The sequence below is a fragment of the Winogradskyella sp. genome (genome assembly GCF_013042245.1).
Lineage (GTDB): Bacteria > Bacteroidota > Bacteroidia > Flavobacteriales > Flavobacteriaceae > Winogradskyella.
Window position 1 is genome coordinate 1 of record NZ_JABDQL010000118.1, and the last position, 4623, is coordinate 4623.

5 protein-coding genes are annotated in these 4623 nt (G+C 35.4%); 1 reads left to right on the plus strand and 4 read right to left on the minus strand.

The annotated features are described in order from the left end of the window. Positions 1-131 precede the first annotated feature (131 nt). The 4 genes from HKP48_RS09260 to HKP48_RS09275 form a co-directional block, all read right to left on the minus strand. Complete coding sequence (locus HKP48_RS09260) at positions 132-767, minus strand: DUF937 domain-containing protein (protein WP_296345130.1); 636 nt, start codon at positions 765-767, stop codon at positions 132-134. Positions 768-859: 92 nt separating this feature from the next. Further along, complete coding sequence (locus tag HKP48_RS09265; protein WP_296345132.1) at positions 860-1810, minus strand: D-2-hydroxyacid dehydrogenase; 951 nt, start codon at positions 1808-1810, stop codon at positions 860-862. Between the two features lie 19 nt (positions 1811-1829). Continuing rightward, complete coding sequence (gene serC, locus HKP48_RS09270) at positions 1830-2891, minus strand: 3-phosphoserine/phosphohydroxythreonine transaminase (RefSeq protein WP_296345137.1); 1062 nt, start codon at positions 2889-2891, stop codon at positions 1830-1832. A 76-nt stretch (positions 2892-2967) separates the two neighbouring features. Beyond that, the gene (locus HKP48_RS09275) at positions 2968-4014 is read right to left on the minus strand and encodes an acyl-CoA reductase (protein WP_296345134.1); all 1047 of its coding nucleotides are present in this window, start codon (positions 4012-4014) and stop codon (positions 2968-2970) included. 68 nt (positions 4015-4082) lie between these two features. Here HKP48_RS09275 and HKP48_RS09280 point away from each other — a divergent pair, with 68 nt between their 5' ends. Beyond that, on the plus strand, positions 4083-4436 hold the full coding sequence (locus tag HKP48_RS09280) for a 4Fe-4S dicluster domain-containing protein (protein WP_296345136.1): 354 nt from the start codon (positions 4083-4085) through the stop codon (positions 4434-4436). The last annotated feature ends 187 nt before the right edge of the window (positions 4437-4623 follow it).

A 4623-nucleotide genomic window follows, 5' to 3' on the forward strand; every position in this document is an offset into this window, starting at 1 on the left:
CTGAAAAATTGATAGCAAATTATGTTAAGGAACAAGGTGTTGAAAAGGATTATAAAAGTTTGAAAAAGAATAATCAATTGAAATTATTTTAATGCCTCGTGGGCTTGCCCCGAGGATTATTTACTCAGAAATTATTTTCCAAACAGTCCTCCAAGAAGACCACCAAGGCCACCTTTTTTCTTTGATCCGCCAAGTAACATTCCTGCAACATCATCAACAACACTTCCGTCACCATCTGCATCTAAAATTTGTTCAAGGAAACTTTGTTCTTGTTTTGTGCTACTTCCGCCTAACATACCACCAAGCATAGAGCCTAAATCATTTTGAGAATTTACATTATTTTGTCTTTTTTGCTTTCCTAAAACACCCATAAGGATAGGGGCAGCTACTTTTAGGATTTCTCCAACTGATCCAGAATCAACTCCAGCTTTTTGTCCTATAACTTGTTGTACACCTTGTTGTTTTTGTCCAAGAACGTGACTTAATATTTTAGAACCATCTGTTTTTATCTCATCATCAAAACCACCGCCAAAGAGACCACTTAGATTATCTAAAATACTTCCGTCGTGCTTACTTTCTAAAGCGCCCATTAAACCTTGTGCACCTTCAGGAGTCGCTGCATTACGTTCCATGGCTTTCATTAATACTGGTAAGGCCATAGTTAGTACACTACTTGTTTTATTTTGGTCGGTATTCGTTGTTCCAGATACACCGCTGATTATAGTTTTCCCTAAATCGCTATTAAGTAAGTCTAAAATTCCTGACATAATTTATTTTTTTGTTAGTAAAGTCTTCCAATGTAAGAAAAAAGTCTCGACCATTCATCGAGACTTTTTCATATTATAATTTGATAATAATTTTATTTTAGGATGCTAATAATTTGAGATGCCAATTCTTCTCCAATTCTATCTTGCGCCTCGTTTGTTGCTGCACCTGTATGCGGTGTGAGCGACAACGAAGGATTCATTAATAAGCCCATTTCTGGCTGTGGTTCTTTTTCAAAAACGTCTAAGGCTGCTCTGGCTACTTTTCCATTTTCAATGGCTTTAATAAGTGCTACTTCATTGATAACACCACCACGCGCTGCATTGGCAAGTATAACGCCATCTTTCATTTGTTTGAATTCGGCTTCATCTATGACATAGTTTTTTTGCGCTGGTACGTGGAGCGTTAAAAAATCAGCTTGTTTTAAAACGTCTTCCTTAGAAACCGTTTTAATATTAAAGTTTACTTTTTGACCATCAAAAAACTCAAGTTCTAAATCTGCTGCTTCCATAAATGGGTCAAAGGCAACGACTTTCATTCCTGCTCCTATAGCAACTTTTGCTGTTGCTTGACCAATACGACCAAAGCCTAATACACCAAGTGTTTTACCTTTTAACTCAGTGCCTTTGGCGTAAGATTTTTTTAATTTCTTAAAGTTAGTATCTCCTTCTAATGGCATATCTCGGTTAGAATTGTGTAAATAACGTGCTAAACCGTAGAAATGACCGAATACCAATTCTGCTACGGAATGTGAAGATGCAGCTGGTGTATTTATAACATGTAAGCCCTTACTTCGCGCATAGTCTACATCAATATTATCCATACCAACACCACCACGACCAATAATCTTAAGGCTAGGGCAGTTGTCTATAATATTTTTACGTACAGTTGTTGCACTTCGTACTAATAACACAGCGATGTTATTATCGTTGATGTAATTCTCTAATTGTTCTTGTGCAACGGTTGTTGTTAATACTTCAAAACCAGCAGCCTCTAAAACGTCAATTCCGCTTTGAGAAACACCGTCGTTTGCTAATACTTTCATTTTTCTTTTTTATATTTTATTAAGCTTTGCTTTCTAATTCGCTCATCACTTCAACCAATACTTTAACGCTGTCTAGTGATAAGGCGTTATACATAGAAGCTCTGTAACCACCAACACTTCTATGGCCATTAAGTCCGTTGATTCCGGCTTCCTTCCACATGGCATCAAAAGTTTCTTTTAGGTTTTCGTTTTCTAGAGTAAATGTAGCGTTCATATTAGAACGGTCTTCTTTTACAGCGTAGCCTTTAAATAATGGATTCAAATCAATTTCCGAATACATAAGGCGTGCTTTCTTTTCATTTTCTTCTTCAATAGCCTTGATACCACCTAAATCTTTAAGCCACTGCATGGTTAACATAGATACGTATACCGCAAAAACTGGAGGTGTATTAAACATACTTCCTTTACCAATATGCACTTTATAATCCATCATTGATGGAATTTTACGTGATACTTTTCCTAAAATATCTTCTTTAACAATAACAAGCGTTGTACCAGCCGGACCCATATTTTTTTGAGCACCGGCATAGATTAAATCAAATTTTGAAAAATCTAAGGTTCTCGAAAAAATATCACTACTCATATCACAAACCATTTGGATAGGTGAGTTAGGAATTTTTTTCATCTGCGTACCAAAAATGGTATTGTTAGACGTACAATGAAAATAGTCGTAATCCTCAGGAATATCATACCCTTTAGGGATATAATTAAATCCTGCTGATTTTGAAGACCCAACTTCGTAAATATCATCGTAAATCTTAGCTTCTTTTAGGGCTTTATCAGACCAAGTTCCTGTATTAAGATATCCTGCTCTTTTTTCTAAAAGATTAAGTGCTACCATTAAAAACTGAGTGCTAGCACCGCCTTGTAAAAACAAAGCTTTATAACCTTTACCTTCTAAGCCCAAAAGCTCTAATGCTAGTGAACGTGCTTGTTCCATAACATCTACAAAAGGTTTACTACGGTGCGATATTTCTATTAAAGATAAACCGTTATCAAAGTCTAAAAGCGCCTCTGAGGCTTGTTTCATTACTGATTTTGGTAAAACGCAAGGACCTGCGCTAAAGTTGTGTTTTTTAATCATGTTCAGTTTTTTTAACCTTTACAAAGGTGGCGAATATATCAGATATTCTTATTAAGAAATTGATAATTTTTAGCTATAATTTCAACAAGAAATCAACAGTATCTACATTATCTGCATAATTCCATAATTTGGGTTCTTGGGTTTGCCCAAAAGTTACTTCTGTAGGTGTAAATCCATCAGCGACTATGCATTGAATATTCTCGGATTGTGACTCCAAATGTGTTTTTAAAGACGCCATATCTTTATACTTTTCATAAAAAACAGTGGCGATAGGCGAACCAAAGTTTTGGTCTTCTTTTATCATTACGAAACCATTCTCTAGCATATCAAACTCGCTCATAATGTAAACCGCTTTGTTATAATCGTAGTTATTGGCGTATTTATTTTCGTTGATAATGTCTTTCCACTTAAAAACCGCATTAAAAAAAGCATCAAAATTATAATCTTCGGGTACATATAATTTTGAAACATTACGACAACCCAATCCGTAAAACCTAAAAATATCATCAGCTAAACCTTCTAGCTGTTGATGGGTTTCATTACCTGTTAAAATGGCAACGGAGTTTCTGTTTTTACGAATTATAGAGGGTCTGTCTTTAAAATAGTATTCAAAATAGCGTGCCGTGTTATTGCTTCCTGTAGCAATTACGGCATCAAAACCGTCTAGTTTCTCTTCAGTAAATGTTACTTTGCCCTTAAATTCAGGTTCAATAAGTTCTAAATATTTAGTCAAATAGGGCAGAAGGTGCTTATCGTTGGAGGATTGTTTCACTAAAACCTTATGTCCACTCATTAAAACACTCAAAAAATCATGAAACCCAACTAACGGAATATTACCTGCCATAATAATGGCAACAGTTTTGGTGTCTACAGCGTTAAAATTGTAATTACTGGTCCATGTTTTAAGATTATCTCCAGTAAGTGCTTCTGTCCATGACTGTAAAGCAAAATCTAAATTATTTTTGGTAAACCAGCCGTTGTGCTCTTTGGCCAATTTAAGCTGGTGCTTAAAGCCATCAATAAAAGCATCATCAATTTTAGTACCTCTTGGTGCGTCTGTAAACTGACTTAAAAAATGGCCTAATTTTACAAAAGCGTTAAGGCTTTGTTGTAATTCCATATAAGGTTTGGTAATAATATGTTTTGGCTTTATTTTTGCAACTGCAAAATTACGAAAAAGAAAAAGCTATGGCAATTATAATAACAGACGAATGTATAAACTGTGGTGCCTGTGAACCAGAATGTCCAAACACTGCCATTTATGAAGGCGCAGACGATTGGCGTTACAAAGACGGCACAAGCCTTACAGGTAAAATCGTTTTACCAAGTGGTAAAGAAGTAGATGCCGAAGAAACTCAAGAACCTATAAGTGACGAGCTTTACTATATAGCCCCAGATAAATGTACTGAATGTATGGGTTTCCATGAAGAGCCACAATGTGCAGCGGTTTGTCCAGTAGATTGTTGTGTGCCTGACGAAAATGTGGTAGAAACCGAAGAAGAATTGTTGGCCAAGCAAAAATTTATGCACCCAGATTCTTAATTTTAAGAATTACGTTTTAAATATTTGCTAGATTCAAGTCATAAACGCAACTTCTGTTTTAAAGACACTTTCCCGCGAAGTGTGTAAGTAAAATTTACAGGATTAGCTTTTTCATAGTTTAATTCTGTTTTCAAATATAGCTAAAAATTGGTTTAAAATGATTCCCCAATTTCTAATAGGCATTTTC